Genomic DNA, 25,239 nt, shown 5'->3' on the forward strand with positions numbered 1-25,239 from the left:
CGATATTTTGCCACAGGAGGTATGAATGAAAACGTTAAAAGGGCCGGGCATTTTTCTCGCCCAATATATTGGCGAACAGGCTCCCTTTAACACGCTGGAAAATCTGGCGGGCTGGGCGGCGGGATTAGGGTTTAAGGCGCTGCAAATACCGTGCAATCACCCGCATATCTTTGATTTGGCGACGGCGGCAACCAGTCAAACCTATTGCGATGAGGTCACAGGGGTGTTGGCGCAACACGGGCTGGCCATCAGCGAATTGTCTACCCATCTGGAAGGACAGTTGGTTGCGGTACACCCGGCGTATCACGATGCGTTTGATGATTTTGCGCCGCCGCCCTATCGTTGTAATCCGCAGGCGCGGCAACAATGGGCCATCGCTTCTATCAAGCAGGCGGCGGCGGCCTCTTCCCGGCTGGGGCTGAACGCCCACGCCACCTTTTCCGGGGCGCTGGCCTGGCCCTACTTTTATCCCTGGCCGCCACGTAAAGAGAGTCTGATTCAGGAAGCCTTTCAGGAACTGGGCCGACTCTGGACGCCGATTCTCGATAGCTTTGACGAATACGGCGTAGATGTTTGTTACGAGCTTCACCCCGGAGAAGATTTACATGATGGCGCCAGTTTCGAGCGTTTTCTCGATGCCGTAAATCATCATCCGCGTGCCAATATCCTCTATGATCCCAGCCATATGCTGTTGCAGCAGATGGATTACCTCGACTTTATCGATCTCTATCACCAACGGATTAAGGCATTCCATGTAAAAGATGCCGAATTCAGGTCATCCGGGAAAAGCGGCGTTTATGGCGGCTATCAAACCTGGTCGGAACGGGCCGGACGATTTCGCTCGCCGGGTGACGGACAAATCGATTTCGGCGCCATCTTCAGCAAACTCGCCCAATACGATTACGGCGGCTGGGCGGTGCTCGAATGGGAATGTTGTCTGAAGGATAGCGAATATGGCGCCAAAGAGGGCGCCGAGTTTATCAACCGATATATCATTCCCGTTTCGCAGCGCGCCTTTGATGATTTCGCCGCCACCAACGATGACAGAGGTCTGGTGAGAAAAATGCTCGGACTGCCAGAGGAGAAAGTAGAATGATCCGTGTAGGAATTATTGGTTCCGGTTTTATCGGGCCGGCGCATATTGAAGCGATTCGGCGGCTGGGCTTTGTGGAAGTGGTCGCGCTGGCGGAAAACTCACTGGAGCTCGCCCAACAGAAAGCTCGCCTGCTCAACATTCCGCACGCCTATGGCAACATTGACGATCTGCTGAATCACCCTGATATCGCGGTGATCCATAACTGCACGCCTAATCATCTGCATGCCGCCATCAACAAGCAGATTATTCAGGCGGGCAAACACGTGTTTTCCGAAAAGCCGCTGTGCATGACCAGCGATGAAGCCCGCGAACTGGTGTCATTGGCGCAAGCGCAGCGTGTCATTCATGGCGTCAGCTTCGTCTATCGACAATTCGGCATGGTGCAACAGGTCGCCAGCATGATCAGACAGCAGGAAATTGGCCGCATTTTCGCTGTCCACGGTGGCTATCTGCAAGACTGGATGCTGTATGAAACCGATTATAACTGGCGCGTTGAACCAGAATATGGCGGTGTATCGCGTGCGGTGGCGGATATCGGTTCACACTGGTGCGATACGGTGCAGTTCATCACCGGACGGAAAATCGCCGCGGTGTTCGCCGACCTGGTGATCGTTCACCCCACGCGCAAATCAAGCCGTCAGGGAAGCGCGACCTTCTCATCGTCGAATGCCGTGACAGAGTACGACGACAAACCCGTCAGTACGGAAGATTACGCTACCGTTCTGTTACGGTTCGATGACGGCAGCCGGGGATCGTTTACCGTTTCGCAAGTCAGCGCGGGCAGAAAGAATCGTCTGACGTTTGAAGTCAACGGTAGTGAGAAATCGCTCGCCTGGGATCAGGAAACGCCGCAGAAGCTGTGGATTGGCAACCGTGATAAACCCAATCAACTGCTTTGCGATGATCCCACCCTGATGAATCCCGACGCCGCCGCGTCCGTTCATTTCCCGGGCGGACATATCGAAGGCTGGCCGGATGCTTTTAAAAACATGATGGAGAAATTTTATCGCTATCTGCGCGACGGCAAACAGCCGGGCGTCGATCCGGTTGATTTTGCGACATTCCACGATGGCGCCGACATCATGTTTATTCTCGATGCCATCCTACAGAGCCATCAACAGCAAAAATGGGTTAACGTCGATTATAAGTAATTCTCTCCGTCTCTGGCAGCCGCTGTCAGAGGCGCTTTCTTTTCAGCACCTTGGTATCATGTACGATAATTCAGCCCCCGCCAGGTTTATGATAATCTGCCTGACCAAATATAAGTAAGCGCGAGCGCCTTCTGAATATATGTCGATTCAAAAAATAGCACGCATCGCCGGTGTATCGGTGGCAACCGTTTCACGAGTGCTGAATAACGTCAACACCGTTAAACCCCAAAATCGGGAACGCGTATTAAACGCAATAAAAACCAGCAACTACCAGCCCAACCTGTTAGCTCGCCAGTTGCGCACCGCGCGTAGCAATATGTTGCTGGTCATGGTTTCCAATATCGCCAACCCCTTCTGCGCCGATGTGGTCAAAGGCATTGAAGCGGAGGCGGAAGAGAACGGTTATCGTATTCTTCTGTGCAATTCGGGGTCCGATACCATCCGTGCGCAATCCAGCCTGCAACTGCTGTCAGGCAAGATGGTCGATGGCGTGATCACCATGGATGCGATCTCCACGTTGTCGGAACTTCAAGCCATTATCGGCAACGCGCCCTGGGTGCAGTGCGCCGAGCATGATGATAACTCCTCCATTTCGTCCGTCGGTATTGATGACGTTGAAGCCTCGCGTTTCGTGATTAATAATTTTCTTGGCAAAGGCCGCCGCCGTATCGCGATGATTAACCACGATATGAATTATCTCTATGCGCAACTGCGGGAGAAAGGCTACCGCGAGGTCATCACTGAAAATCAACTCGGCTATTGTATGGTCGAATACGCCAATACATTGAGCTATGAGGGAGGAAAAACCGCTATGTCGGCGCTGCTTAATCAAGAGGCGCAACCTGATGCGATATTCGCGGTATCCGATACCCTGGCCGCTGGCGCGCTCTCCGCCATAAATGACGCCGGATTACGGGTGCCGGAGGATATCGCGGTGATCGGCTTTGACGGCACGGAGCTTGGCTATATTACCTCTCCTCAACTCAGTACCGTGCAACAACCTTCGGCCAATATTGGCCGACAGGCGGTAAAACTGTTATTGACGCAGATTGACCAACCCGGTAGCAAAACAGAAAAGCGCGTGCTTGAATGGAAATTTATTGAGCGGACTTCCGGCTAACGCAACTATCAACCATATCAAGGCGACTCGCTTGTTCATTCACTTGCGGGCATCCGCCCGCAAGCAAGATTTCGGGTAAATCGGAGATACTTAAGCGCCCGACTTACCTTTGACTACGCTCAGTTTTTCAGACAGAAACCGATAGGCTGCGGAAATAACCGCTTGCGGATCTTTCGGCAGATCGTGTTCGACGACAAACCATTTCGCACCAGATTTCACGGCTGCCGGAATAATCTCATCCCATGCCAATAATCCTTCGCCTGGCGGCGCAAAATTCCGTTCGTCATCGCCAATACCAACTGGCGTATTATCTTTGGCATGAATGGAAAATATCCGTCCGTGGTACTTGGTCAATAATCTCGCCGGATTTTGTCCGCCACGGGAAGCCCAGGCGACATCAAGCTCCATAACCAGATTCTCTGGCTTCGCGGCATCAAACAAAAGTTCCAGCCCGGTTTTGCCGCGATACGTTTTCATTTCATAGTTATGATTGTGATAACCAAGCTGCATACCGCGCTTTTTCAGATCAGCGCCGATATCATTTAGTTGCTTGCCGAGTTGTTGCCAGGTCGCCGGCGTGTTGGGCAGCCTCGTTACATCCAGCGACGGTACGATAATGACACGGTTGCCTATCGCTTTGTTAAACGCGATCACCTCTTCTGGATTGCTTTTTAATTCAGCCAGTTGCACATGCGCGGCGATAGCTTTTAACTTATGTTTCACCAGCAACGCCTTCATCTCTGGTGCGCTAACGCCTTGTGTTCCAACTAATTCAACCGCTTTATAGCCCGCTTTGCGCGCCAGCGTGAATTGCTCATCAAGCGTCCCCATATTACGTAAGGTGTACATCTGCAAGGCGATCTGCTGGTTACCCGTTGGTTTTTCCGCAACAGCAAAACCGGATGAGAGCATAAATACGAAAGGAATCACGAAACGGCGTAATAACGTCATACAGCGCATAGTTTTCTCCTGTCTTTATCATCGAAGTATTCGCATAACCTTAAAAAGTAATCGATTACTTTTTACAGCAAACAAAAAAGCGCTAACACGTAAAACAAGCTATATGACTTTATTAATCAGGCATAGGAAAAAGATATTAAAAATCAATCGCAATACTGCTTTTGTAATGCTGTTCACATTAATGATAAAAAGAAAACAAACAGGAAATGGAAAGGCAAAGCCGGATCATTCCCCTATGATCTATGGCCGCATTTTTTATGCCGTGAGCGATACGCTTTTTATCTGAGCATACAGCGTTTGTCCGGGATGTAGCGCCAGATCGTCGCGCGCCCAGGGGGTAATTCTGGCCCACAAAATCTGGTTATCAATCACCAGCTTCACTTCTACCTGCTCATCGACATCAATAAACTCAACCACCGTGGCAGACAGAATGTTACGGATGCTGCTCACCGCTGGCGGCTGCGGCACCAGCGAAACATCGACGGCATTGATGCGAAGACGCAAAGCGGAATCTATCGGCGCCTCCACCTTTCCTACCCACAGTTGTTGTTCCCCTAACGATAACGCCGTCATCGCATAGCGCTCATGATGCGCCAGTAATCTGACATTCAGAATGCTGCTCTGTTCATCACGCGGCAACCAGGGGCGTAATGCGCTGCTGGCCCAAACGTCCTCCAGCATTCCCTGTGCTTTGACCTTGCCTTTATCCAACACCAGCACGTTATCCGCCAGCCGGACAATTTCTTCCATACTGTGGGTGACATACAGAATGGGGACATGCACTTCTTTCGCCAGTTGCTCCAGATAGGGCAACAGTTCACGTTTTCTGGGTAAATCCAGCGAGGCCAGCGGCTCATCCATCAACAACAGTTCCGGCGCCGTGAGTAACGCCCGCCCAATCGCCACACGCTGTTTCTCACCGCCGGACAACGTCATCGGATAGCGATTCAACAACGGCCCAATTCCGAGCAGCTCCACCAGATCATCAAACTGGGATTTCATTACAGCCGATATGCCATAACATAAATTACCGCGCACGCGATAATGGGGAAACAGACGCGCATCCTGAAAAACATAGCCGATGTGTCGTTTTTCCGGCGGCAAAAAAATAGATTTATCGGTATCGACCAGTACGCGATCATTCAACACAATGCGTCCAGCATCAGGCCGCGTCAGGCCAACCACAGCATTAATCAGCGATGTTTTGCCCGCGCCGGATACGCCAAAGATCGCGGTAATGCCATGAGCGGGTAAATCGGCTTTAACGCTGAGGGAAAGCTCGCCAAGCTGCTGGTTAAAATCAAGTTGTAGCATTATCCCCCCAACCGCTTACGACTCCATGTCGTCAGCCATTCCGATATCAGCAGCGATACCAGCGACAAAACAATCGCGATAATGCACAACCGCGCCGCAGCGGTTTCCGCTCCCGGCGTTTCGATCAGCGTATACATCGCCAGCGGTATCGTCCGGGTTTCACCAGGAATGTTGGAGACAAAGGTAATCGTCGCCCCGAACTCCCCTAAAGAGCGAGCAAACGCCAGCACCGTGCCAACCACAATGCCGGGAAAGGAAAGCGGCAATGTGATAGTAAAAAAGACCCGCCAGGGCGTGGCGCCCAGCGTTCTTGCGGCCTGTTCAAGCTGCCTGTCCACCGCATCAAGCGATAAACGGATGGCCCGCACCATCAAGGGGAATGCGACAATGGCGGACGCCAGCGCCGCGCCGCGCCAGCTAAAGCTGAAACTGAACCCGAACCATTCATAAAGCCATGCGCCGATGACCCCACGTCGGCCCATGCCGATCAACAGCAGATAACCAATCACCACTGGCGGCAACACCAGCGGCAAATGGATAATGCTATCAAGCAGCGATTTGCCGGGAAACCGGCAACGCACCAGGATCCAGGCCGTCAGTATTCCAAAAGGCAGGCTGCACACCACCGCCACCATGGAAACTTTAAGGCTCAGTTCAATCGCCAGCCATTCATAGTCGCTGAGCATCATTACCGGGGAGTAAATCCGTAGCGTTTAAAGACCACGGCAGCCTCCGGCGTTTTCAGATAATCATAGAAACCGCGGACAACCGCATTTTTATGATCTTTTACGATCGCCATCGGATACTCTACCGGCTTATGGCTGTTTTCCGGGAAAAGGCCGATAACCTTGACTTTATCGCTGGCCACCGCATCCGAACCATAGACGATACCCAACGGCGCTTCCTCACGCTCAACCAGCGCCATCGCCGCCCGCACGTTATTGGCGCGCGCCATGATCGGCGAAAGTTCATCCCAGGCTTGCAGATTTTGCAGCGCTTCCTTGGCATAGATCCCCACCGGCACGTGATCGGGATCGCCAACGGCCAGATGTCCGCCTTTCAGCAGGCTTTTCCAATCCGTTTTCTCATCAATAACGATCTCTTTCTGCGCACTGGATTTCGGCGCGATCACCACCAGTTCGTTGCCCAACAGCGTATATCGGCTGTCATTCTCCATCAGCTTTTTATCTTGCGCGTAGTCCATCCATTGCTGATCAGCCGAAATAAACATGTCGGCGGGCGCTCCCTGCTCAATCTGGCGTGCCAGCGTCGAAGATGATGCAAACGAAGCCACAATCTCGACCTGTTTTTCTTTCTGATACTGGGCCGCGATTTCCTGTAAGGCATTGGTCAGAGAAGCCGCGGCAAATACCGTTACCTTCTCTTGCGCGGCCATCGCCGGCAACACCATCCCCGCGCTGATTGCCAGCGCTGCAAACCATTTCAACCATTGCTGTGTCATTCTTATCTCCCGCCCTTTATCATCGTTATGTAAAACATACTATAACGATGAATCGCGCAATGTCATACAGTTTATCAGTGACATAAGGAAATACTGGGAAGGTATGTCCGGCGCCGCGCCGGACATCAAAACAAGCGGGGAAGAAGACTCGCTTAATGCGATTTTTTCGCCGTCCGCTCGTCGGCGTGACCAATTTTGGAAAGGATGTTAAATACTTCTCCCAGGCCATAAATAGCGCCCAGAATGATAGCCATCATTACCGGCACCATGGCTATTGCAAACAACAGGCTCTTTAATAACTCCAACATGCTTACCTCACTTATCGCAACCGTTACCGCGACCTCTGTCGCTCAGCTAACGTACAGTTTCACCGTAAGCTAGCATAGTCATTCGCACATCCCAATAGTTTACCGTAACGAAAGAAAATTATACGGCCATTTGTGCGATTTGCGCCTGATGAAAAAAATGGCGACAATACAAATCATTAAACTCTTCACCCTGGGATTTCCCTATGCAGGCTGAAATTCTCCTTACCTTAAAACTCCAACAACGTCTATTTGCCGATCCGCGACGTATCGAACTATTAAAACAGATTCGCCACACCGGTTCTATCAGCCAGGGCGCTAAACTGGCCAGAATCAGCTATAAAAGCGCGTGGGATGCCATTAATGAGATGAACCAACTGGCTGAACAAACGGTAGTAGAACGTATGACCGGCGGCAAAGGAGGCGGCGGCGCGCAGATCACCCGTTATGGCGAACGCTTGCTCCAGCTTTACGATCTGCTGGCGCAGATTCAGCAGAAAGCCTTCGATGTGCTCAAGCAAGAAGATTTGCCGCTGGATAGCCTGCTGGCGGCCATCGCGCGTTTCTCACTGCAAACCAGCGCCCGCAATCAGTTTTTTGGCACCGTACTCGCATGCGGCGATCAAGCCGTTCAACAACAGCTGGATATTTTGCTCGCCGATGGTAAAACGACAGTCAGCGCCCTGATTACCCGTCAAAGCGCCGACCGTTTACGTCTGCAAACAGACAAAGAGGTATTGGTGCTGATTAAAGCGCCCTGGGTGGATGTTTACGCCGCCGATGCGTCGATGCCCCCCGCCGATAACATCCTTAGCGGACAGATAAGCAGCCTGGAAACAGGGCCTGAAAGCAGCGAGGTGTTGATTGCGCTGGCGGGAAGTGAAACGCTGTGCGCAACTGTGCCGAATGACATTGTCGCAGTGCGACAGTTACAGCCGGGTATTGAGGTCAGCGCATCGTTTAATGCCGACCAGGTGATCGTGGCGACGCTCTGCTAAATGATCGAATGCGTGACATAAGGATAAAACATGCCGCTGTTGAAAATATCGCAAGGGTTATTCCGCTTAAATGACACTCGCATGCTACGGCTGCATGATCTGGTGCTTGAACAGGATCAATGCTGGGCGTTTGTGGGTGCGAACGGTAGCGGAAAATCTTCGCTGGCTCGCGCATTATCGGGCGAACTCCCCATACTGAGCGGCGAACGATTATGCGATTTTCAACGTATTATCCGGTTGTCATTCGAGCAATTGCAAAAGCTGGTTTGCGAAGAGTGGCAACGCAATAACACCGACATGCTGAGCGCCGATGAGGACGACACCGGGCGCACCACGGCCGATATCATTCAGGATAACGTCAGGGATCGAAATCGCTGTCAGCGGCTTGCTGAACAATTTGGTATCGTCTCCCTTCTGGATCGCCGATTCAAATATCTTTCCACCGGCGAAACGCGCAAGACAATGTTATGTCAGGCGCTGATGCCGCAGCCAGATCTGCTGATCCTCGACGAACCGTTTGACGGATTAGATGTTGCCTCACGCCGACAACTTGCCGAACAACTGGCGCAACTCGCCAGCCACGGCTGTACGCTGGTACTGATCCTGAACCGGTTTGATGATATCCCGCCGTTTATCAATCATGTAGGCATTGTCGCCGACTGCACCTTAACCCGCGTTGGTGAGCGTAAAGACGTCCTCGCGGAAACGTTGATTGCCCAATTAGCCTACAGCGAAAAGTTAGCGGCAAGTACGATCCCCGAACCGGAAGATCCGCACAAACATCCCCGGCTGCCAGCCGATCTTCCCCGCATTACGCTGCGTAATGGCATCGTCAGCTATCATGACCGTCCGGTCCTGCATGGATTGGACTGGCAAGTGCTGCCCGGCCAGCATTGGCAGATTGTCGGCCCGAATGGGGCGGGTAAATCTACACTGCTGAGCTTGATTACCGGCGATCATCCGCAAGGCTACAGCAACGATCTCACGCTGTTTGGCCGTCGGCGCGGCAGTGGAGAAACCATTTGGGACATCAAGCGGCACATCGGCTATGTCAGCGGCAGCCTGCATCTGGATTACCGGGTCAGCGTCAGCATACGCAACGTCATTTTATCGGGATTCTTAGATTCCATCGGCATCTATCAGGCGGTTTCCGACCGCCAGCGTCAACTCACCGACCAGTGGCTGGCTTTGCTGGGTCTTGATGGCGCTATCGCGGAGAGCCGCTTCCAATCGTTATCCTGGGGCCAACAGCGTCTGGTGTTAGTCGCCAGAGCATTGGTAAAACATCCGGCTCTGCTAATTCTGGATGAACCCCTGCAAGGTCTCGATCCCCTTAACCGCCAATTGGTTCGCCGCTGGCTGGATATTCTAATCAGTGAAGGCGATACGCAACTGTTATTTGTTTCTCACCACGCCGAGGATGCGCCGCAATGCATTACACACCGGCTTACCTTTGTCGCTGAAAGCGATAGCTATCGCTATCAGATTGAGGACATTATGGAAGATAAGAGCATCAAACGTGACGGATAACGCGACCAAATAATAGCTTCAGCCGCGGCAAACGGCAGGCGTTTGAACATGTTTTACGCATCGTCACGAAACTAACTTGTTAAAAAAATTGTCAATAGCAGAAATTATTTTCTGCTGAGGGTCACCTTCTTCAGTATCAGAACCTGTTATTTTTCGCTTAATCGTCACAATAGAGGTCAACATGAATGTTTTGGTCACCGGTGGAAGCGGTTACATAGGAAGCCATACCTGTGTGCAATTACTGGCAGCAGGACACCAGCCCGTCATTCTCGATAACTTATGCAACAGCAAAGCCAGCGTGGTTAAAACCATTGCGCAATTAACCGGTAAAACGCCTGATTTTTATCAAGGTGATATCCGTGACGCCTCGCTGTTGAACGACATTTTCTCCCGCCATGCGATTGATGCCGTTATTCATTTTGCTGGCTTAAAAGCGGTCGGCGAATCAGTCCGCGAGCCAGTCAGCTATTATGATAATAACGTCTACGGCACGCTGACGCTGGTTGAGGCCATGAAAAAAGCGCATGTAAAGAACCTGATTTTCAGTTCCTCCGCCACCGTTTATGGCGATCAACCTCAAATCCCTTATCAGGAAAATTTTCCCACCGGTCATCCGGCCAGTCCTTATGGCCGCAGTAAGTTGATGGTTGAGCAAATCCTCCAGGATTTGCAGCATGCGGAACCGGACTGGAGCATCACGCTGCTGCGCTACTTCAACCCGGTTGGCGCGCATCCATCAGGGGAGATGGGGGAAGATCCGCAAGGCATTCCCAATAACCTGATGCCTTATATCGCGCAGGTGGCGGTTGGCCGCCGGGAATCGCTGGCTGTTTTCGGGAACGATTACCCAACAGAAGACGGAACAGGCGTGCGCGATTACATCCACGTCGTCGATCTGGCCGACGGGCATATCGCGGCCATGAACGCCCTGCAAAATCGACCGGGCGTGCATATCTACAATCTGGGCGCCGGCGTGGGCTATAGCGTATTGCAAGTGGTTGAGGCGTTCAGCAAAGCCTGCGGCAAGCCGTTGGCCTATCACTTCGCGCCGCGTCGTCAGGGTGATCTGGCGGCTTATTGGGCCGACGCTGAAAAAGCGGCGCGGGATCTCCATTGGCGGGTCAGTCGTTCACTGGAAGAGATGGCGCAGGATACCTGGCGTTGGCAATCCGCGCACCCTGAAGGTTACCCAGACTAAAACACGTTCCGGCGGCAAGCCGGTTTTGCCGGACATCCACAGGAGAAGATCATGCTGCATGAAAAAACCGTTGCGCTGGCGCCTGATGGTCAACCGTTTCAGTTAACTACCTTACAAAACCTGGCCGGCATGCGTGTTTGTCTGATGGACTGGGGCGCAACCTGGCTTTCCTGCGAGCTGCCCCTGTCGCAAGGCGAAATCCGGCAAGTGCTGTTGGGCTGCGCGTCGCCGGAGCAATATCCCAGGCAAAGCGCCTATCTCGGCGCGTCCATTGGCCGCTACGCCAACCGTATCGCCAATGCCAGGTTGCGCCATGGCGATGAAACATACCATTTGCTCGCCAATCAGAGCGCTCATCAGCTACATGGCGGCCCGCACGGGTTTCACGCCCGGCGCTGGACGATCCTCAGCCGGGATGCCTCGCAAGTGACCTATCAACTGTACTCACCGGATGGCGATCAGGGCTATCCGGGCCAACTCAATGTTCAGGTCCGCTACCGTCTGAGTGAACACCATTCGCTGGAAATAATCTATCAGGCGGTCGCGGAGAAAGCCTGTCCGGTGTGCCTGACCAATCATGCCTATTTCAATCTTGACGGCAGCCCGACAGATGTACGCCAACACCGGTTGCAACTATTTGCCGATTATTATTTACCGGTAAACAGCGAGGGTATTCCCCACTCGCATCTTAAGCAGGTTAACGAGACAGGAATGGATTTCCGCCAGCCAAAAACGCTGGCGCAGGATTTCCTGCGGGACGACGATCAGGTTACCGTCTGCGGTTACGATCACGCTTATCTGTTGCACAGCACCTGTGGTTCAGGTGAAAGCCCCGCGGCCAATTTATGGTCATCAGACGAACGGGTGATGATGAGCGTCTTTACCAGCGCACCGGCGCTGCAACTCTACAGCGGCAATTTTCTATCTGGCACGCCATCAAGAGAAGGCGGTTACTATGAAAACCACGCCGGCGTCGCGCTGGAAAGCGAATTTATGCCAGACAGTCCCAACCATCCCGACTGGCCGCAACCAGACTGTTGGTTAAAACCGGGCAAGAGGTATCGCTCGGAAACGACGTATCAGTTTTTTACGCAGTAATCATTGATATCCGCCATTTGTCTGTCGCCGTTTTTCGCTTTATCTCCCGCAGAGCAGATTAAAATTTTCTGCCTAATATTAACTCATTGATAACAGGGCCGGACATCGCCGCGCTTATTTACAAATCTCTTCAATTCCCTGCTTGCCCATGTCAGATCTCGGCGTTTACACTGCCATTACTCTTTGTAAGGATACGTTATGTCAGCATCGTACTTATCGCCATCCATCATTCATCATCTGCGTACCAAAGGCAGATGGGGATGGTTATTGGCGTTATGCTGGCTATTACTGAATGCGCAACTGGCGATTGCCGCTCACCAATGTGATCTGACGCTCAACCCGACGTCGACATTCATGCAGCATCAGTCTCATCTGCAACCTGACCCATCTCATGAGATGCAGAATGCTGGCGCCATGCCGTCGCAAATGGCTGAACAGCAGACGCCGCTGTGCGAAAAACATTGTGTTCCCGACACCATCAAACAGGATAATGCCAACCTGACCCTGCTGGCTATTCCGCCCAGCAGTGAACTGGCTCTCGCCAGTCAGCCTCCTTCCGTCGATTGCGCCAGCGATGTCTGGTTTTCCCCACCGGCATCAGGCCCGCCAACCGAAATCCGCTTCTGCCGCTTCAGGGAATAGCCCGAACGATTAATGACTTTCGCAACGCCTAACCGGGCGTATTCACTGTTATTTATCGTTTTTATGGAGCTATGACTATGCGCGCTATTTATGTCGCCCTGACGAGCGTTTTACTGTTCTCTTCTTCTCCCCTGTGGGCCAATGAACACCAACATCACGCGATGATGCCTCCCGATATGGCTTCCACCGTCACAACCACTGTGCATCAGGCCACCGGAACGGTGAAGCAATGGAACGCAGACAGCGTCACCATCGCCCACAATCCAGTTGCCACTTTGCGTTGGCCAGCCATGACCATGGCGTTCAAATTGCCCTCAGGAAGCACGTTTATCGCGCTGGCGGCAAATACGCCGGTTGCATTCAGTTTTGAACAGCAGAACAGCGGCTACGTACTGACCAGCATTACGCCACAGCAAAAATAAACGAGGATAGAACCATGCACCTGTCCAAGCATCGCGCCTCAGGCGTGTGTCTGGCGATGTTGCTGTGGCTACCTGCCGCATCCTTTGCGGCGGATCTGGATCTTGATCAGGCGTTACTGGCAGCGGAACGTTATTCCGCCGAACTGTCCGCCAATCAACATCAGATTAACGCGCTGCAAAACATGGCCGACTCAGCAACACAGCTTCCCGATCCACAGCTTCGGTTCGGCATTGAGAATCTGCCTTTGGGCGGAAGTAACGGCAGTCGACTGACGCGTGAAGAGATGACCATGCAACGTATCGGGGTTATGCAAACCTATGTCAGCAGCAGCAAACGCGAAAGCAAGGCGCAAACTTTCCGGGTGGAAGCCGCCAGCCTGCGCAGCAACAGTGAAAGCCTGCGCGCCCGCCTGCAACGGGAGACCGCGCAAGCCTGGCTTGAACTGGCTTTGTCACAAAAATCCCTGCAAGAGTTGAAATTGCTGGTTGCCGAAAGCCAACGGCAAATCGTCTTGCAGAAAGCGAGCGTCGCCGCTGGCAGTGAAGCCAGCAGCGTGCTGGATGCCCGATTGACGCTGACCGCCATGCAGGATCGTCTGGCCGATGCCGAACGGGATGTGCGGATTGCCCGCGCCCGCATCACACGGCTTACCGGCCTGTCTGATGTCAACGTGCGGGGCGAGCTCCCGCGTTTCGAGCGGCTGCCAGCCTCACAGGAAGAACTGAAAAACAACCTGCATCAGCACCCGGAAATGCAGCAAGCACAGCATGAAGCTGAACTGGCCAAAGCGCGTTCAGCGCAATCCGCCGTCGCCGCCATCCCTGATGTGGGCGTGGAGGTTTACTACGCCAAGCGGGGTAACGACTATGACGACATGGCGGGCGTCATGGTGACGGTCGATCTGCCGTTGTTTAAATCCAAACGGCAAGACAAAGACTACGCCGCGGATGTGGCCCGGACGCAGGAAGCGCGGGACAACGTATTGCTGGCCGCCAGAGAACATCAGGTACAGCTTGATACCTTAATCGCGCAATATCAGGCGGCGCAATCACGCTGGCAACGGCAAAAACAGGACGTTCTGCCTCTGCAACAGCAGCGTAGCAAACTGATTCAGGCGCAATATCAATCCGGCAGCAGTGACCTGGCCGCCGTACTGGAAGCCAGACGCGCACTGCTGGAAAGCAATATTGCCGCGCAAGACGCCGCAAGGGAGATGGCGCAGATTTGGGCCGCTATTCGTTATCTGATACCACAGGGAAAACCACTGCAATGAAAAAATCCTTTGCTCTTAGCTTGACGGCGCTGGCGATCGTCAGCGCCATTGGCGCCGGTTATTTCTGGGGACGACATCAGGCGGCGCCATCCCTCGCGACGACCTCATCGGCGCAAACGGAACGTCCTGTGCTGTACTGGTACGATCCCATGATGCCTGATAAACGTTTTGATCAGCCGGGCAAATCCCCTTTTATGGATATGCCGCTGGTGCCGCGTTATGCCGATGAGGTTCAGGATGACGGCGGCGTTACCATCAGCGCCCGTCAACAACAAAATCTCGGCGTTCGCACGGCGCGCGCGGAGATCCGCACCGTGAATTCGCAGACTGCCGGCTATGGCACTGTCACAATCAACGAACGGGGATTACGCACGCTGGTCGCTCCCAGTGGCGGTATCGTCGAACAACTCTATGTCAGCGCATTGCAACAACAGGTTAAAAAAGGCGAAGCACTGGCGACGTTGTGGAATCCGGCATGGGCTGCGGCGCAGCAAGAATATCTGGCGGTGCGACAACTGGGTGATGATTCACTGACTCAGGCGGCCCGCCGCAAGCTTTCCTTGCTGTTTATGCCGGACGCGGTGATCCGTCAGGTCGAACGCAGCGGCCAGCCGCAGGCCAGAATGACGATCGCCGCGCCAGAAACCGGTTACGTCAATAAACTTGAAGTCCGGGTCGGGATGCAATTGACGCCGGCGCAACCGTTATTTGAACTGGCAAGTCTGGATCCGGTCTGGGTCGAGGTGGATTACCCGCAGGCGCAAGCGGCGCGGTTGAGTATCGGCAGTGAGATAACCGCCAGCAGCAACGCCTGGCCGGGACAAACATTTCACGGAAAAATCAGTGAATTGCTGCCGCTGATGGACAGCGACACTCGCACCTTGAAAGCCCGCGTCATACTGGAAAATCCCCAACAGCGCTTAAAACCAGGGATGTACCTGTCCGTTCAGCTTGCCAGCCCACATTCGCAACCGATGCTGATGATCCCGCAACAAGCCCTGCTGGTCAGCGGCAGTCAAAATCGCGTGTTGATCAATGAGGGCAATGGTCACTTCACGCCGCGCGTGGTGAGCGTGGGAACGACACAGGATGGTTGGGCTGAGATCGTCAGCGGTTTGCAGGCAGGCGACAACGTGGTGACATCGGGCCAATTTCTGATTGATTCCGAAGCCAGCCTGCGCAGTTCGTTGTCGCAATTTGGCGAAGCCAATCAAGGGCAAGCGCCCTCAGCAGCGGAAACAACCGCTGAAATTTATCAAACGCAAGGGACGATCACCGCCATCAACGGCAACCAACTCACCATTGCGCATGATGCGGTTCCCGCCTTGAACTGGTCGCCCATGACGATGGATTTTACCCAGCCGGAAAGCGGCCTGCCACAAGGCATCACGCTCAACAGTCAAGTCCGTTTCAGTTTCAGCATGGATGACAACGGCATGCGGATTCGGGAGATCTCCGTGCTTGACGCGTCCCAGGCAGAACATGGAGGCCACCCATGATTGCTTATATCATTCGCTGGTCATTGCAAAACCGGCTGTTGGTGCTGCTGGCGGCATTGTTGATGGCGGCCTGGGGGATCGCCTCATTGCAGAAAACCCCGCTGGATGCCCTGCCTGACCTCTCTGATGTGCAGGTGATTATTCGCGTCAGCTATCCGGGCAAAGCGCCGCAGGTTGTCGAAAATCAGGTCACCTATCCGTTGACCACCACCATGCTGTCCGTACCGGGCGCCAAAACGGTACGCGGGTTCTCCATGTTTGGCGACGCCTATGTTTATGTGCTGTTTGAGGACGGCACCGATCCTTATTGGGCGCGCTCCCGCGTGCTGGAATATCTCAGCCAGGTACAGTCCAGCTTGCCGACGGATGCCAAAACATCGCTGGGACCGGACGCCACCGGCGTCGGCTGGATCTACGAATATGCGTTGGTCGATCGCAGCGGCAGGCATAGTCTGGCCGATCTGCGCGGCATACAGGACTGGCTGCTGAAGTTCGAGTTGAAAACCATTCCCAATGTGGCGGAAGTCGCCAGCCTCGGCGGTATGGTGAAACAGTATCAGGTAGTGGTCGATCCTGAGAGGATGCGCACGCAAAACATTACCCACCAGCAGATTATTAACGCCATACAGACCGCCAATCAGGAGAGCGGCGGTTCAGTGCTGGAACTGGGTGAAGCGGAATATATGGTACGCACCGCCGGCTACCTGAAAAGCGCGCAGGACTTCAATCATGTCATTATTACCCTGCGTAACGGCATTCCGGTATTTTTGCAAGATGTCGCCACCCTGCGCGAAGGACCGGAGATGCGCCGCGGTATCGCCGAACTGAATGGCGAGGGCGAAGTCGCTGGCGGCATTATTGTGCTGCGCTCAGGCAAAAACGCGCTGGACACCCTGCATGCGGTGAAAGCCCGTTTACAGGAGATTCAAAAAAGCCTGCCCGACGGGGTGGAAATCGTCCCGACTTACGATCGCTCTCAGTTAATTGAACACGCCATCGAAACGCTCAGCTATAAATTACTGGAAGAGTTTGTCGTCGTGGCCATTATCTGCGCCCTGTTCCTGTTTCATTTTCGCTCGGCGTTGGTGGCGATCATCAGTTTGCCGCTGGGAATTCTGGGGGCTTTTATCATCATGCGCTATCAAGGCGTCAACGCCAATATCATGTCGCTGGGCGGCATCGCTATCGCGATTGGCGCAATGGTCGATGCGGCGATCGTGATGATAGAGAACATGCACAAAGTGGTTGAACAGTGGCGTCACGACAACCCTGGCAAAGAACCGCAAGAACCGGATTGGTGGCGTCTGGCGGAACGAGCCGCCGTCGAAGTGGGGCCGGCGCTGTTTTGCAGCTTGTTGATTATCACCCTCTCCTTTGTGCCGGTGTTCTCGCTGGAAGCGCAGGAAGGGCGCATGTTTTCACCGCTGGCGTTTACCAAAACCTACGCCATGGCGGTGGCCGCCGGGCTCGGTATCACGTTGGTTCCGGTGCTAATGGGATATTTCGTGCGCGGCAAAATCCCCGATGAACAGTCTAATCCTCTCAATCGCTGGCTGATCAACGCCTATCATCCCATCCTGCAACGCGTGCTCAGTTACCCTAAAACCACACTGCTGATTTCGGGCCTGCTGCTGCTCCTTACCTTGTTCCCGCTTGGGCGTCTTGGCAGCGAATTCATGCCGCCGCTGGATGAAGGCGATCTGCTGTACATGCCTTCGACGTTACCTGGTATTTCCGCCCGAGAAGCCGCCCGTCTGTTGCAACAAACCGATCGGCTGATCAAAACCGTGCCGGAAGTCGAGTCCGTTTTCGGCAAGGCTGGTCGGGCTGAAACCGCCACCGATCCGGCGCCGCTGACTATGCTGGAAAGTACTATCCGGCTGAAACCTCGTGATCAGTGGCGTCCGGGCATGACCATGGACAAACTGGTCGCCGAGTTGGATCAAACCGTCAACCTGCCTGGCATCGCCAACGTGTGGGTGCCGCCGATCCGTAATCGTCTGGATATGCTGGCGACCGGCATTAAAAGCCCGATCGGTATCAAGGTGAACGGCAATAATTTACCGGATATCGAGCGCATTGCCGCCCAGATCGAACAGGTAGTAAAGAATATTCCCGGCGTAACGTCGGCGCTGGCTGAGCGGTTGGCGGGCGGGCGCTATATCGACATTGATATCGATCGCCAACGGGCCGCTCGCTATGGCGTTTCCGTCGATGAATTACAGTCGATGGTGTCAACCTTGATCGGCGGACAGAATATCGGAGAAACCATAGAAGGCCGCCAGCGCTACCCCATCAATCTTCGCTACCCACGCGAGTTGCGGGACTCGCTGGAAAAACTGCGTGAATTGCCGGTTATTACGGAGAGCGGCGCGCGCGTCACGCTGTCGGATCTGGCGGATATTAACGTCAGCGAAGGACCGCCAATGCTGAAAAGCGAAAACGGTCGCCTGTCTGACTGGATCTATGTGGATCTACGTGGTCGCGATCTGAAATCCGCCGTCGAAGAGATGCAACAAGCCGTGGCGCAGCAGGTCACACTGCCGGAAGGGGTATCGCTCAGTTGGTCCGGGCAGTTTGAATATCTCGAACGCGCGACGGAGAAAATGAAAATCGTGGTGCCTTTCACGCTGCTGATTATTTTCGTGCTGCTGTACGTGACGTTCAAACGAGTGAAAGATGCGCTGCTGATTATGGCCACCCTGCCCTTTGCCCTGATCGGCGGCGTCTGGTTATTGTACCTGCTTGGCTATAATCTTTCGGTGGCGGGCGCGGTCGGTTTTATCGCGCTGGCGGGCGTCTCAGCCGAATTTGGCGTCATTATGTTGTTGTATCTCAATCATGCGGTGGAAAAACACCGCATCGACGGACAGCCGTTGTCCCGCCAGCAATTGATGGAGGCCATTCACGAAGGCGCGGTGCTGCGTGTTCGCCCCAAAATGATGACCGTCGCCACCATCATGGCAGGCTTGCTGCCCATCATGTGGGGCGGCGGCAGCGGCTCGGAGATTATGCAACGGATCGCCGCGCCGATGATCGGCGGTATGGTCAGCGCGCCGTTGCTCTCCATGCTGGTCATTCCGGCGGTTTATTTGTTATTGCACCGGGATGATTCAAATAAGCTGAAACGATAAAGCCAGAGCGTGATTTTGAGCAAGTATCGTGCGGATAAATCACGCGGCCCCTCGACTATCGATTGCCGATAACCGTTCTCCGCCCCTATAATGAGACGAGTTATCACAGAAATCTTAGGATATGAAGGAGTTTAGCTATGGCTGTAACTAAGCTGGTACTGGTAAGACACGGTGAAAGCCAGTGGAACAACGAAAATCGCTTCACAGGCTGGTACGATGTTGATCTGTCCGATAAAGGTCGCACAGAAGCCAAAGCCGCCGGTAAGTTGCTTAAAGAAGAAGGTTTTGCCTTTGACTTTGCTTATACCTCTGTGCTGAAACGCGCCATTCATACACTGTGGAATATACTGGACGAACTGGATCAAGCCTGGCTGCCGGTAGAAAAATGCTGGAAACTGAATGAGCGTCACTATGGCGCCTTGCAAGGTCTGAACAAAGCCGAAACCGCTGAAAAATACGGTGATGATCAAGTAAAACAATGGCGTCGTGGTTTCGCGGTTACGCCGCCGGAACTGACGCGTGATGATGAGCGTTTCCCAGGACACGACCCACGTTACGCTTCATTGCGCGATGATGAACTGCCGTTGACCGAAAGCCTGGCGCTGACCATTGAACGTGTCGTGCCTTACTGGAATGAAACCATTCTGCCCCGCATCAAAAGCGGTGAGCGCGTGATCATCGCCGCTCACGGCAACTCGCTGCGCGCCCTGGTTAAATACCTGGACAACATGGGCGAAGATGAAATTCTCGAACTGAACATCCCGACGGGCGTGCCGTTGGTTTATGAATTCGATGAAAATTTCAAACCGATCAAACACTACTATCTGGGCAACGCGGATGAAATCGCAGCTAAAGCCGCAGCGGTAGCGAATCAGGGTAAAGCCAAGTAATCCGGCTGTGCTGATGCAGATAACTAATAAGTAAAACCGGCTGATTAGCCGGTTTTTTATGGATGCAACCCAGTGCTTACTGACTACGGCGCTCACGCACCGCCGCAGCCAACTGATGTAACAACGCGTCGGTATCTTCCCAACCGATGCAGGCATCGGTTACGCTCTGACCGTATGCCAGAGGTTGACCGCTTTCCAGACTCTGATTGCCCTCTACCAGATGGCTTTCCACCATCACTCCGATAATCGCTTTTTCGCCTTGGGCAATCTGAGCGCTCACGTTCTGACAGACTTCCATCTGCTTTTTGAATTGCTTGCTGCTGTTGGCGTGGCTGAAATCGATCATCACCTGCGGCGCCAGGCCCGCTTTTTCCAGACCGATCTTCACGCCGCTGACATGCTCAGCGCTATAGTTCGGTGCTTTACCACCGCGCAAAATAATATGGCAATCCTGATTGCCGCTAGTGTTAACAATCGCGGAGTGACCCCATTTGGTGACAGAAAGGAAGCAATGCGGCGCGCGGGCGGCATTGATGGCATCGATAGCCACCTTGATCGTACCATCAGTGCCGTTCTTGAAGCCAACCGGACAAGACAGACCTGACGCCAATTCGCGGTGTACCTGAGACTCGGTGGTACGCGCGCCAATCGCGCCCCAACTCATCAGATCCGCCAGATACTGTGGCGTGATCATATCCAGAAATTCACCGGCGGCGGGCAGCCCGATATCATTGATTTCCAGCAGCAGTTGACGCGCAATACGCAGGCCGTCGTTAATCTGGTAGCTGTTATCCATGTGCGGATCGTTAATTAATCCTTTCCAGCCTACCGTGGTGCGCGGTTTTTCAAAATAAACTCGCATGACCACTTCCAGATCATCGCTCAACGCCTGACGCAACTTAAGCAAACGCGCAGCATACTCTTTCGCGGCTTTCGGATCGTGAATAGAGCAAGGCCCGATGACAACCAGCAAACGATCATCATTACCGTTAAGAATTTTATGAATGGCTGTGCGCGCGAATGATACCGTTTCTGCGGCCTTATCCGTGGCGGGAAATTTTTCCAGCAGCGCTACTGGTGGCAAAAGCTCCTTAATATCTTTGATCCTTAAATCATCATTTTGGTAGTTCATAATAATTCCATCGATTTTCGAACGGTATGGTTAATTCACACCCAATGCACGCCATCCATCATGCAAGATAGCTGATAGCCTGAGAAGCAGGGTTGTTCATATTGTTGATGGACTATTATATGTCAATCAGGCGCTGAATTCGTTCGTATTTATTCATGCAAACGCTTTCAGCGGTGAAATATCCCGGTTTGTCGTCTCACAGAAGGATATTTTTTCCCGGCGGGTTACAGTAGAGTGAAAGCAACGTCTGATAAATCAGCAACACAGGATAAACGATGGCACACGACCACAATCATACGGACGCCGGCAACAGTAAACGTTTACTGGCGGCATTCATCATAACGGCGACCTTTATGGTGGCGGAAGTCGTTGGCGGATTGCTTTCAGGCTCGCTGGCGCTACTCGCGGATGCCGGTCATATGCTGACTGATGCGGCGGCGTTGTTCGTTGCATTGATGGCCGTCAGCTTTGCTCGGAAGAAGCCGAATGCCCGCCATACTTTTGGTTATTTGCGTTTCACCACGCTTGCCGCGTTTGTCAATGCGCTGACGCTGTTAGTCATTACCGCATTCATTGTCTGGGAGGCGATCCGCCGCTTCTACGAACCTCAACCGGTGGCGGGCGTTCCTATGCTAGCGGTTGCTATCGGCGGCCTGCTGGCGAATATTGTCGCCTTTTGGCTGCTACATCGCGGCAGTGAAGAGAAAAACATCAATGTGCGGGCCGCCGCTTTGCATGTGCTGGGGGATTTACTCGGTTCAGTCGGTGCGATCATCGCGGCGTTAATCATTCTGTTCACCAACTGGACGCCGATCGATCCCATTTTGTCGATTTTAGTCTCCTGTCTGGTGTTGCGCAGCGCCTGGTCACTGATGAAAGAGAGTATTCATGAACTGCTGGAAGGCACGCCAAGTAAGATAAGCATTGAGGCGCTGAAAAAAGATCTGACGGTGAACATCCCCGAAGTGAGAAATATCCATCATGTACACATCTGGCAGATAGGCGAAAAACCCATGATCACGCTGCACGCACAGATCATTCCGCCTTATGACCATGATGCGTTACTGAAACAGATTCAGGCCTATTTGCTGAAAAATTATCAGATTGATCACGCCACAATCCAGATGGAGTACCAAAATTGTGATGATGACCACTGCGATTTCCCTGCGCCAGAAGGCCATCATCACTCTCATTAATGTAACAATTAAGCTTGCCGCGCCAGTGGAACGGAATGATTCACCCGCGCGCTTTTCATCCACAACCAGGAACCGTTCAGGGCGATCAACGTCAGAATAGCGTATTCCACCGCCATGGCGTAAACGCCCTGATAGGCGAAAATCACAACGCTGATAATGTCGATAACCACCCACAACAGCCAGTTTTCCACATATTTACGCGTCATCAGCAACATCGCCACGATGGATAACACCATCATGGTTGAATCCCAGAACGGGAAAGCGTCGGGTTGCAAATCCGGCATCTGTACATCGCTCCCGAACATTTGCATTCCCGCTACCGCCACGCGCGTCAGCACCGCAAAAACCGGATCGATATAGACCGTCATCAACCCGATAGCCACCACACTCGCGGCAGTCCAGCCCATCAGTTTCGGCAAGGGCAACCAGCGCACCTTGAGCGCCACATCATCCGCCGCTGTCTTGCGTGTCCAGGCATACCAGCCGTAAATATTGGCGGCGAAAAAGAAAATCTGCAACAGCAGACTGGCATAAAGTTGAATCTGGAAAAAAATCACCGCGAACAAAGTGACGTTAATCAAACCAAACAAATAGTTAATGGTTTTCTCCAGACTCGCCAGCCAGATGCATAACAGACCGAACAATGTACCCACCGCTTCTATCCAGGACAGATCATAACCACCGGCCCCTAAAGGAATATGAATTAATAGGTTACTGGTACTGAAAAAATCCATCTCGCCCATCCTGTCTTAATGTTTAACTGCAAATTTATAATCTTTTTCAGTAGCGGCTCATAAAGAGCGATACAACTATCAGGCATTCCCGCGCACGCGGAGTTTCAATGTCGCCGCAAAATCGAGCATCCGATTCAACGGAAGTAGCGCTCCGGCACGTAACGCCGCATCAACATGGATTTCATGAATCCCGCCCCCGTGCTCCAGACCGTTGGCAATCGCTTCAAGACCATTCATCGCCATCCAGGGACAGTGTGCGCAACTACGGCAGGTTGCGCCCGCCCCCGCGGTAGGCGCTTCCAACAAGATCTTATCCGGGCACGCCTGCTGCATTTTGTAAAAAATACCGCGATCGGTTGCCACAATCAGTTCACGCTGCGGCAAGGTTTTCGCCGCCTGAATCAACTGGCTGGTTGACCCCACGGCATCAGCCATCTCAACCACACTCTGCGGGGATTCCGGGTGCACCAGAATCGCCGCGTTGGGGTAAAGCGCCTTCATTCGCTTCAATGCCTGAGTTTTAAACTCATCATGCACGATACAAGCGCCTTGCCAACACAATACATCAGCCCCGGTCTGCTTTTGTACGTAACTCCCCAGATGACGATCGGGAGCCCAGATGATTTTTTCCCCCAGACTATCGAGATGCTCAATCAATTCGACCGCGATACTGGATGTGACGACCCAATCGGCACGCGCTTTGACGGCGGCTGACGTGTTGGCATACACCACCACGGTACGTTCGGGATGACTATCGCAAAACTGACTGAATGTTTCGACAGGACAGCCGAGATCAAGCGAGCATTCCGCTTCCAGCGTCGGCATCAGCACGGTTTTTTCCGGGTTAAGTATTTTTGCCGTTTCGCCCATGAAACGAACGCCCGCCACCAACAGCGTCGAGGCGGCATGTGTGCTGCCGAAACGCGCCATTTCCAGCGAATCCGCCACACAGCCGCCGGTTTCTTCCGCCAGCGCCTGAATTTCCGGGTCGGTATAGTAATGAGCGACAATGACCGCATTTTTCTGCCGCAGTAATGTTTTTATTCTGCTACGGTAATGCTGCTTTTCGTCGCCAGACAATAGCCGGGGCTTCGGCGGGAAGGGATAGATCGTTTCATTGCTATCAAAAAGGATGCTCATGATGGATTTCCATGATCACAACGTTAGGAACTGAGCGAGTTGTCGTTCAGGTTCTGGTGTTTTTTATCCTAAACAAAATACCGAAAAAACCGCCTGACGTCGCGCTGTTTTTTCGGGAAAACGGGTATATTGTTTAATCTACGTAAAACATCAACCAAAGATTTTGTGCCAATAAAGAGATATCGGGATAATCAGCACCAACGCCGGCAGGAAATTGACGACCGCAAAAAGTTTAATCTGGGCAATCCGCAATCCGACAGCAACCATAATGATGCCGCCACAGGCGGAAAAATCCCCCATGGTGATCGCCGTCATGAACGGCATGATCAGCTTGGCGGAGAAAAACAATAATGTCTGGATAATCAACTGCGGGATAGCAATCGACATTACCGCGAAGCCCAAGGTGACAGAGAAAATGAGCGCAGTAAACACATCCAGCGCCGATTTGATAATCAGCAACTGATAGTCACCGGTCAAGCCCTCGGTTAACGCGCCAACCACCCCGGTTCCGCTGGCGCAGAACAACACGATCAACGCCGTGAAATTCTGGGTATACACATCCTGCGGTAATCGGTGTTCGGGCATTGGCAATAGGCGACTCAGCGCTTTTTGAATAAAATTTCCGGCTTGCTGAACGCCATATTCCATACGTAAAAGCTCGCCCACAGCGACGCCTATAATAATCGCCAATGCGACCGCCGGTAATTGCTGAACCTTAACGATCAGGGTTATCCCCATCGCAATAGACACCATGGCAAACGCAGGCGGTAATCCATCCTGCAAACGTTGTGGAATAAAACGCCGTAACGCAATACCCATACCGCCACCGATCAGGATAGCGGCGCCATTAATCAAAGGACCGACCATAAAAGCTCCCTAACCACAGCGCCACACGATTTTCCGTGACGACTGCTCACCCAAAACCCGGGATTTGATGGCGGGCT

General features: G+C 53.1%; 23 protein-coding genes. 14 read left to right on the forward strand and 9 right to left on the reverse strand.

All coding sequences use genetic code 11. The features are described 5' to 3' along the window. Positions 1 to 25: 25 nt before the first annotated feature. From NC856_RS04030 to NC856_RS04040, 3 genes are all read left to right on the forward strand, one after another. Complete coding sequence (locus tag NC856_RS04030) at positions 26 to 1,096, forward strand: sugar phosphate isomerase/epimerase family protein (RefSeq protein ID WP_264089151.1); 1,071 nt, start codon at positions 26 to 28, stop codon at positions 1,094 to 1,096. Beyond that, on the forward strand, positions 1,093 to 2,247 hold the full coding sequence (locus NC856_RS04035) for a Gfo/Idh/MocA family protein (RefSeq protein ID WP_264089152.1): 1,155 nt from the start codon (positions 1,093 to 1,095) through the stop codon (positions 2,245 to 2,247). The genes NC856_RS04030 and NC856_RS04035 overlap by 4 nt, the downstream gene beginning before the upstream one ends. A gap of 139 nt (positions 2,248 to 2,386) precedes the next feature. Continuing rightward, entirely contained in the window at positions 2,387 to 3,367 is a 981-nt protein-coding gene (locus NC856_RS04040; protein ID WP_264089153.1) for a LacI family DNA-binding transcriptional regulator, read from the forward strand. Positions 3,368 to 3,457: 90 nt separating this feature from the next. On the opposite strand, the gene NC856_RS04045 is transcribed toward NC856_RS04040, so the two are convergent. The 5 genes from NC856_RS04045 to NC856_RS04065 all read right to left on the reverse strand — a co-directional run bounded on the left by NC856_RS04045 (position 3,458) and on the right by NC856_RS04065 (position 7,411). After that, positions 3,458 to 4,327, reverse strand: coding sequence for a sugar phosphate isomerase/epimerase family protein (locus tag NC856_RS04045; RefSeq protein ID WP_264089154.1), 870 nt, complete (start codon positions 4,325 to 4,327; stop codon positions 3,458 to 3,460). Between the two features lie 255 nt (positions 4,328 to 4,582). Continuing rightward, complete coding sequence (modC, locus tag NC856_RS04050) at positions 4,583 to 5,641, reverse strand: molybdenum ABC transporter ATP-binding protein ModC (protein ID WP_264089155.1); 1,059 nt, start codon at positions 5,639 to 5,641, stop codon at positions 4,583 to 4,585. Then, the gene (modB, locus tag NC856_RS04055; RefSeq protein WP_264089156.1) at positions 5,641 to 6,330 is read right to left on the reverse strand and encodes a molybdate ABC transporter permease subunit; all 690 of its coding nucleotides are present in this window, start codon (positions 6,328 to 6,330) and stop codon (positions 5,641 to 5,643) included. The genes modC and modB overlap by 1 nt, the downstream gene beginning before the upstream one ends. After that, complete coding sequence (gene modA, locus NC856_RS04060) at positions 6,330 to 7,103, reverse strand: molybdate ABC transporter substrate-binding protein (protein ID WP_264089157.1); 774 nt, start codon at positions 7,101 to 7,103, stop codon at positions 6,330 to 6,332. Before modA ends, modB begins: the two co-directional genes overlap by 1 nt. A gap of 152 nt (positions 7,104 to 7,255) precedes the next feature. Further along, a complete protein-coding gene (locus tag NC856_RS04065) occupies positions 7,256 to 7,411 on the reverse strand; it encodes an AcrZ family multidrug efflux pump-associated protein (protein WP_264089158.1) in 156 nt (51 codons plus the stop codon). Between the two features lie 203 nt (positions 7,412 to 7,614). On the opposite strand from NC856_RS04065, the gene modE reads away from it, so the two are divergent. The 10 genes from modE to gpmA all read left to right on the forward strand — a co-directional run bounded on the left by modE (position 7,615) and on the right by gpmA (position 20,093). Beyond that, complete coding sequence (gene modE, locus NC856_RS04070; protein WP_264089159.1) at positions 7,615 to 8,406, forward strand: molybdenum-dependent transcriptional regulator; 792 nt, start codon at positions 7,615 to 7,617, stop codon at positions 8,404 to 8,406. Positions 8,407 to 8,436: 30 nt separating this feature from the next. Further along, positions 8,437 to 9,936 carry a molybdate ABC transporter ATP-binding protein ModF gene (gene modF, locus NC856_RS04075; RefSeq protein ID WP_264089160.1) on the forward strand — a complete coding sequence of 500 codons (1,500 nt, stop codon included), beginning with the start codon at positions 8,437 to 8,439 and terminating at the stop codon, positions 9,934 to 9,936. Positions 9,937 to 10,117: 181 nt separating this feature from the next. Continuing rightward, positions 10,118 to 11,134, forward strand: a complete 1,017-nt coding sequence (galE, locus tag NC856_RS04080; protein ID WP_264089161.1) for a UDP-glucose 4-epimerase GalE — start codon at positions 10,118 to 10,120, stop codon at positions 11,132 to 11,134. Between the two features lie 51 nt (positions 11,135 to 11,185). After that, positions 11,186 to 12,232: a galactose-1-epimerase gene (galM, locus tag NC856_RS04085; RefSeq protein ID WP_264089162.1), complete on the forward strand. Its 1,047-nt coding sequence runs from the start codon at positions 11,186 to 11,188 to the stop codon at positions 12,230 to 12,232. A gap of 198 nt (positions 12,233 to 12,430) precedes the next feature. Next, a complete protein-coding gene (locus NC856_RS04090; protein ID WP_264089163.1) occupies positions 12,431 to 12,874 on the forward strand; it encodes a hypothetical protein in 444 nt (147 codons plus the stop codon). A gap of 77 nt (positions 12,875 to 12,951) precedes the next feature. Beyond that, entirely contained in the window at positions 12,952 to 13,296 is a 345-nt protein-coding gene (locus NC856_RS04095; protein ID WP_264089164.1) for a copper-binding protein, read from the forward strand. Between the two features lie 14 nt (positions 13,297 to 13,310). After that, the gene (locus tag NC856_RS04100) at positions 13,311 to 14,570 is read left to right on the forward strand and encodes a TolC family protein (RefSeq protein ID WP_264089165.1); all 1,260 of its coding nucleotides are present in this window, start codon (positions 13,311 to 13,313) and stop codon (positions 14,568 to 14,570) included. Next, a complete protein-coding gene (locus NC856_RS04105) occupies positions 14,567 to 16,069 on the forward strand; it encodes an efflux RND transporter periplasmic adaptor subunit (RefSeq protein WP_264089166.1) in 1,503 nt (500 codons plus the stop codon). Before NC856_RS04100 ends, NC856_RS04105 begins: the two co-directional genes overlap by 4 nt. Then, on the forward strand, positions 16,066 to 19,203 hold the full coding sequence (locus NC856_RS04110) for an efflux RND transporter permease subunit (protein WP_264089167.1): 3,138 nt from the start codon (positions 16,066 to 16,068) through the stop codon (positions 19,201 to 19,203). Before NC856_RS04105 ends, NC856_RS04110 begins: the two co-directional genes overlap by 4 nt. A gap of 137 nt (positions 19,204 to 19,340) precedes the next feature. Next, positions 19,341 to 20,093 (forward strand): 2,3-diphosphoglycerate-dependent phosphoglycerate mutase, encoded by a 753-nt coding sequence (gene gpmA / locus NC856_RS04115; protein WP_264089168.1) that lies wholly within the window; start codon positions 19,341 to 19,343, stop codon positions 20,091 to 20,093. Positions 20,094 to 20,169: 76 nt separating this feature from the next. Here gpmA and aroG read toward each other — a convergent pair whose 3' ends face one another. Then, positions 20,170 to 21,225, reverse strand: coding sequence for a 3-deoxy-7-phosphoheptulonate synthase AroG (gene aroG, locus NC856_RS04120; RefSeq protein WP_264089169.1), 1,056 nt, complete (start codon positions 21,223 to 21,225; stop codon positions 20,170 to 20,172). A gap of 275 nt (positions 21,226 to 21,500) precedes the next feature. On the opposite strand from aroG, the gene zitB reads away from it, so the two are divergent. Further along, complete coding sequence (gene zitB / locus NC856_RS04125; RefSeq protein WP_264089170.1) at positions 21,501 to 22,421, forward strand: CDF family zinc transporter ZitB; 921 nt, start codon at positions 21,501 to 21,503, stop codon at positions 22,419 to 22,421. Between the two features lie 8 nt (positions 22,422 to 22,429). Here the strand turns inward: zitB and pnuC are convergent, their stop codons facing one another. From pnuC to NC856_RS04140, 3 genes are all read right to left on the reverse strand, one after another. After that, entirely contained in the window at positions 22,430 to 23,155 is a 726-nt protein-coding gene (gene pnuC / locus NC856_RS04130) for a nicotinamide riboside transporter PnuC (RefSeq protein WP_264089171.1), read from the reverse strand. Between the two features lie 78 nt (positions 23,156 to 23,233). Continuing rightward, entirely contained in the window at positions 23,234 to 24,295 is a 1,062-nt protein-coding gene (gene nadA, locus NC856_RS04135; protein WP_264089172.1) for a quinolinate synthase NadA, read from the reverse strand. Positions 24,296 to 24,445: 150 nt separating this feature from the next. Continuing rightward, positions 24,446 to 25,162 carry a DUF554 domain-containing protein gene (locus tag NC856_RS04140; protein ID WP_264089173.1) on the reverse strand — a complete coding sequence of 239 codons (717 nt, stop codon included), beginning with the start codon at positions 25,160 to 25,162 and terminating at the stop codon, positions 24,446 to 24,448. Positions 25,163 to 25,239 lie beyond the last annotated feature (77 nt).

The sequence above is a fragment of the Brenneria izbisi genome, assembly GCF_025840185.1.
Lineage (GTDB): Bacteria > Pseudomonadota > Gammaproteobacteria > Enterobacterales > Enterobacteriaceae > Brenneria > Brenneria izbisi.